The 5,222-nt window shown below is 58.8% G+C and carries 9 protein-coding genes; 6 read left to right on the forward strand and 3 right to left on the reverse strand.

The window, feature by feature from the left end:
• The first annotated feature begins 197 nt into the window (after positions 1–197).
• The 3 genes from FHD67_RS19785 (at position 198) to FHD67_RS19795 (ending at position 2,053) form a co-directional block, all read left to right on the forward strand.
• Positions 198–1,265, forward strand: coding sequence for a hypothetical protein (locus FHD67_RS19785; protein WP_139599798.1), 1,068 nt, complete (start codon positions 198–200; stop codon positions 1,263–1,265).
• Between the two features lie 13 nt (positions 1,266–1,278).
• Positions 1,279–1,668, forward strand: coding sequence for a transcriptional regulator, SarA/Rot family (locus FHD67_RS19790; RefSeq protein ID WP_281282465.1), 390 nt, complete (start codon positions 1,279–1,281; stop codon positions 1,666–1,668).
• A gap of 160 nt (positions 1,669–1,828) precedes the next feature.
• Complete coding sequence (locus FHD67_RS19795) at positions 1,829–2,053, forward strand: excalibur calcium-binding domain-containing protein (protein WP_139599800.1); 225 nt, start codon at positions 1,829–1,831, stop codon at positions 2,051–2,053.
• 383 nt (positions 2,054–2,436) lie between these two features.
• On the opposite strand, the gene FHD67_RS19800 is transcribed toward FHD67_RS19795, so the two are convergent.
• A complete protein-coding gene (locus FHD67_RS19800) occupies positions 2,437–2,730 on the reverse strand; it encodes an HU family DNA-binding protein (protein WP_139599801.1) in 294 nt (97 codons plus the stop codon).
• Between the two features lie 41 nt (positions 2,731–2,771).
• The gene (locus FHD67_RS19805) at positions 2,772–2,990 is read right to left on the reverse strand and encodes a hypothetical protein (RefSeq protein WP_139599802.1); all 219 of its coding nucleotides are present in this window, start codon (positions 2,988–2,990) and stop codon (positions 2,772–2,774) included.
• 143 nt (positions 2,991–3,133) lie between these two features.
• Between FHD67_RS19805 and FHD67_RS19810 the strand changes: the two genes are divergently transcribed.
• The 3 genes from FHD67_RS19810 (at position 3,134) to FHD67_RS19820 (ending at position 4,190) form a co-directional block, all read left to right on the forward strand.
• Positions 3,134–3,529: a BLUF domain-containing protein gene (locus tag FHD67_RS19810; RefSeq protein ID WP_176695228.1), complete on the forward strand. Its 396-nt coding sequence runs from the start codon at positions 3,134–3,136 to the stop codon at positions 3,527–3,529.
• Between the two features lie 64 nt (positions 3,530–3,593).
• Positions 3,594–3,890: a type II toxin-antitoxin system RelE/ParE family toxin gene (locus FHD67_RS19815; RefSeq protein WP_139599804.1), complete on the forward strand. Its 297-nt coding sequence runs from the start codon at positions 3,594–3,596 to the stop codon at positions 3,888–3,890.
• A 3-nt stretch (positions 3,891–3,893) separates the two neighbouring features.
• Positions 3,894–4,190 carry an addiction module antidote protein gene (locus tag FHD67_RS19820; RefSeq protein WP_139599805.1) on the forward strand — a complete coding sequence of 99 codons (297 nt, stop codon included), beginning with the start codon at positions 3,894–3,896 and terminating at the stop codon, positions 4,188–4,190.
• Positions 4,191–5,025: 835 nt separating this feature from the next.
• Here the strand turns inward: FHD67_RS19820 and FHD67_RS20790 are convergent.
• The coding region (locus FHD67_RS20790; RefSeq protein ID WP_218062369.1) for a hypothetical protein at positions 5,026–5,222 on the reverse strand (197 nt) is incomplete at its 5' end.

Here is a 5,222-nt window from a genome sequence, read left to right on the forward strand (position 1 = left end):
CGTCAGTAAACGACCGTTTGGAAACGAATGCAATGGCCCATCCTGTGACGCTGCTCTGCAAAAAGCCCGAGGTTTTCATCCTACGAGCACATTCAGAGAGCTTCTGCAGGCTGTAGCGCAAACAAGCTCCACAGGGGCCGCTGACACCTCAAAATTAGACCCTTAGGTAAGATGCAAAAGGTGTGTATTCTGCACTTATGAAGACCCAAGCACCTACTTCATCTGGTTATTTTGGAGACGCTCTTGCGACCGTCGAAGAGGTCGATGAGACATCCGAGGGCGACCTGTGGTTTCTGCCCGGTCCGATCGACGACGAGCCCGACGACCTGCCGCCCGGGCCACGGGCTGAACCCCGTGAGATCAAGGTCATCGATGACTGGCGGTCGGCAGAGGCGGCCAGTGCAGCTCGTCTTGCCCACGTTGCGAGCAGGCTCGGGGCACTGGACGATCGGCTGCGGCGTGGCCCGAAGGGCTGGCGGCACAGGCTGGGGCTGCTTGAGGCAGCCGATCTGAGCTGGTTTGTCGGTGATCGCATTGGGGCAGACCGGCTGGCACTGTGGATCTCGCTGCGCCTGTCTGGCGTGCAGGACGATACCGGGGTGCTCTCGGGTGTCGGGTGGGCAGTGCGCCGACTGGCAGGCGGGCCCGGTCCGGAAGGGGACCTGTCCGCCTTTCTCGACCGCCGCGACCCGGAGAACATGGAGGCTGATGCGGAGCCCTTCGCGGATCGCGCAGGGGGTTGGCTTGACCTGATGGCGCAAGCCGTGGCTCTGCACCCGATCACCCGCGCTTGCATGGGCTTTCACCTCTGGAGCCTTGCTGGGCTCGGGCAGCAGGGCGATCAGATCGAAAAGGCGGTCACCGCCGCACGCATCGCAGCCAGCGACGGTAAGGGTGCGGTCTTTGCGCCTCTCGCCATGGGCGGGGCAGGGGGGCTGCGTGCTGGCGGCTCGCCTGCTGAGCGTCTGGCGCGGTGGCTCGCCGGGATGGAGACGGCATGTCTGACCGCGATGCGCCATCTTGACGATATCGAGGCGTGGGCGGAGAGGGCGAAGGGCGCAATGACCCCGCTGTCGGGACGCACGCCCCCGGCCTTGCGCGCCGTGCTCACCGAATGGCCGCTCATCTCCGCCCCGATGGCTGAGGCCCTGACCGGCGCCAGTCGCGCGGCCGTTCAGCGTAACCTCGCATGGATGGAGGAACAGGGTCTGATCCGTGAGATGACCGGGCAGGGGCGCTATCGGATGTGGCGCGCGGCGATTTGACGTTGGCAGAGATGTGCGTAATGCGTCGCACAGGCCGTTCCTGGAGCCCCTTGGTCTTACCTTCCCTCAGTACCTGGTGATCCTCGAGCTGCTCGAAACGTCTCCGGGCGCGGTGGGCAAGATTGGCGCCAAACTTGGCCTTGATACCGGCACGACCACGCCTCTCCTCAAGCGCAAGGAGCAATCCGGGTTGATCGCAAAGAAACGTGACCCGCTGGATGAACGCCGGGTCGTTGTCGAGCTGACGCTCGCCAGTCAAGCGTTGCAGGCCTCAGTCTGTACTTTGCTGTCGATCTGCGGTCGCCGCCGGCTCGGCAAGCGCGTCCCGACCTCCAGAGCAAACCCCGAACGTTCTGGCATCATGTGCAACCTAAACGTGCATAACATCATCTTCGGACGGTAAAATCGTTCTTCCAGACCGCGAATATACAAGGACAGATCGCAATAAGTTTCGCGCGTTGACCCCTTCTGGACCCTAAAAATCCTAATGGCATAATTCATTCTAAGGTTGATTATTTCTGGCCTTCATGGCCTAGCGAGTGATCTATTCATGTGAGCCTGCCATGTGCCGTCCCGTTCTGATCAGTCTGCTGCTTCTGCCCGTCCCGGCATGGTCCCGGGACTGCCACCCAAGCTACGCACTCGTCTGCGTACCCGTGGCCAGCGATGTGGATTGCGCAAGCGGTAGCGGGAACGGGCCGGCCTATGTGCAAGGCCCGGTCGAGGTCGTTGGACCTGACGTCTATGATCTGGACCGAGACGGCGACGGGATCGCCTGTGAAAACTAAGCGTCTTTGAGATGCCGTACAGGAGAGGTTGGCTACGACCTCGGCAACCACCCTGCAAGCAAAGAACCACCGAACTTGAACGCAGGGAGGAGGAGAGCGGCAGGTCCGGTGGTCTCTGGAAGTTCACGTAGGAAGGAGGAGAAAGACACCCTTGGAAGGAAGAGTGAAGCGCTTGGCTTCATGATTCAGCTTGAGGGCATCGCTGCAGGCTGTCACGGGTTTGCGCTGCATTGCAGCGTCTGTTTTTTACGGCGCCCTAAGCGACGGCGGAATTGCCCCGCGATTGCACAGAACTGCCTTGGTGGGAGGCGGGATGTTCAACCTCTGGCTGCGCATTGGCGGATATAGAGATGTTATGCGCCGGAGATGAGGGAAGGTGGGGATCAGCCTGGAGTTGTGGAGTGGTTCATCTGCTCCAAGAGCAGTTTCGAGGCTCTGAAATGCAGGAGCCGCTTGCTCTCCACCCGCACGGGAGCGCCGTTCCAAGGGTTTCGACCCATCCGCGCGCCCCGGACCTTGCTGGAGAAATTCCCGAACCCCCGAACTTCGACCCTCTGGCCTTGGGCGAGGCCGTCCACAATCTTATTGAGGATCGCGTTAAGTACAGCTTCCACCACGGGTCTCGCCAGATGCGGATGCGTCTCAAAAAGCTTTCCGATCAGTTCCGAGCGGATCATGGGTGCATCTTCTTTCTCCCAAAGAATACGAGCAGGCCAGTTCAGGCTTGGTCCGTCGGGAATGGTGACGTTCCGTCCGTAAGCTGTATCCCGATGTTTTGCTGTGTATCGCTGACCTGCACAGTTGCGATCCCGTTCCCGTTGGACAGATCTACGCTCGCGCCATCAGGAGACGACGTCTGTTTCACCACGCGCCAGGGCGGATATTCGAAAACCTGCAGCCTGCCATGAATGTCTGTAAGGGCGACGATTTTTGCCATGATGTTTTCTGTGCCTGTTTAAGTCCGTCAGGACCGGAGGATACGTGCAGAAGCCGGAATGTTTATAAACATTTGTTATCATTTATTTTTGAATAAAAGAATGCAAGAAATATCCCCCTTTGGAGGTGCCGATGATTCATTCCATGATCTATCGAAGCCATACCGATTTGACGCCGTCTGATGACGCCTATCGGCATATCATAGACCGGGCCAGAGCCCGCAATTTCAGTCTGGATATCACCGGATTTCTTCACTGGGAGGATGGGATCATCCATCAGTGGATAGAAGGGCCTGCCGCAGAACTGTTCATCGTCGAGCAGGTCATTCTATCGGACAGGAGGCACCGGAACATCACCGTCCTGGACCGGGGGCATGCCCTTGAACGAGAGTTCGAGGGATGGTCGATGGCCGCGAGCACGTCGGAAGACAGCTCATTGTTTGAGTTCATCACGCGAAGTGCGATAGCCAGTTTCGCTCATGCGGCCCACGCAAGGAACATCCTCTCCTTCATGAAGCATCGATTGCCGCAGGTCGCCTGAATCCCTTCGGGCAAGAGCATCGGCAGCCGTTGCCAAGTCCACTGTAGCAAACTATAGTTGTCACATGGGCGAAGTGATCCGCAGTGCTACGTTTGATCGCTGGCTTATGGGCTTGCGGGATCGTCGGGCGGTTGCCCGGATTGCAGCACGGCTCGATCGGTTGGCCAGCGGCAATTCTGGTGACGCCGAGCCTGTCGGGGACGGAGTGTCCGAGCTGCGGATTCACTATGGACCGGGCTACCGGGTGTATTTCCTCCGGCGGGGACCGGTTCTGATCGTGCTGCTCTGCGGCGGCGACAAGTCGTCTCAGGAGAGAGATATCACCCAGGCCAAGGCTCTGGCCGCAGAATGGAAGGGTTGAGCGATGGCTGAGGAAACCTTTGCCCGCTACGACAGCGCCGATTACCTCAAGACAGAAGAGGACATTGCCGCCTATCTGGAAGCGGTCATGGACGAGGCGGGCGATGATCCTGCCTATATCGCCTGTGCCCTAGGGGTTGTCGCAAGGGCCCGGAACATGACGGCTCTGGCCCGCGAGGTCGGCATGAGTCGGGTGGGACTAAACAAGGCCCTGTCCGGCGAGGGCAATCCGACCCTCTCCACAGTGATGAAGGTTGCCAAAGCGCTTGGCCTCAAGGTCTCGATCCAGCCGGAAGCGTGAAGGTGGTCCGGTTTTAATGTTGATAAATCCTAAAACCCCGTCCGCTGCATCCCAATCCATGTTTCGCATTGGCGGATGCTGATGGGCCGAGGCCCTCACGCTCCCGTGCCTTCTGATCGGGGATGTTGGTCGGTGTTTTGGCGTGTGGCAAAGCCAGAAAACTCCCCGTAAGCGAGACCACAGGGATCGAGCGACGGGGCGTTTTCCGGCGGAATGTCTGGATCAGTTTGGCGGTGGCCGGAGCGTAAAACTTACGTTCGCATCTTTTGACGTGCTGCCACACTGACAACGCAAATGGCAGGAACATATTCAAACGAACCTTGTTCTCTCCGCATGAAGAGCAATGCACAATCTCTTCATGGGGACCTTCGTTCACCCTGTTCGAAGGTCTCCTCATCATCTGGACATTGCGTTGATCAGAACTGCCGGGCAGGGCGCAAAACACAACGCCGGGGCCGGAATGCAATTCCGGTCTCGGGCCGTTGGAGACCGTGGGGCTGACTGCATGGCCTTGGCCTGCACAAAGATCCCGCTCCTGTTAAGGCCCGAGGATTTGCCACTGCCAGCCTTCTCGACCATTTCACTGCGAGGCGGTCGTAGCGCGGGCACTTAATGAGAGTGGAAGTGAATCTCCATCGCTGGTCGAGGATCGGCACAAAGTGCTCGAAGCGGTCCTTCAGCTGTAGTGCCTGTAGACCAGGTCCGAAGGATCAGGCCGCTGCAGGTTGGCATCTAGCGTCGCACCAAGCCGTTCTGCAAATCTGGATGATCTTTCATTGTCAGGATCGGCATGGCTCACCAGCGTCTCGAGGTGCCCGACGTTAAGGATCCATGATCACAATGACCTGCCACTGATCCCTGCCAGAAGAAGGGTCTCGAGTGCCAGATTTTTTGAGAAGCGATGCCCCTTGGCTTTCGCAAATGCAACCACGGTGCCTGTCATAGTCTCCTCAACTCTAGGGTCAGGACCCATTGATCCTGCGCGTTCGGCATGATTCAGGCTCCTCAAGGAGACCTGATCGATGAGCAACC

The organism is Paracoccus haeundaensis, assembly GCF_006239215.1.
Classification (GTDB): Bacteria; Pseudomonadota; Alphaproteobacteria; order Rhodobacterales; family Rhodobacteraceae; genus Paracoccus; species Paracoccus marcusii.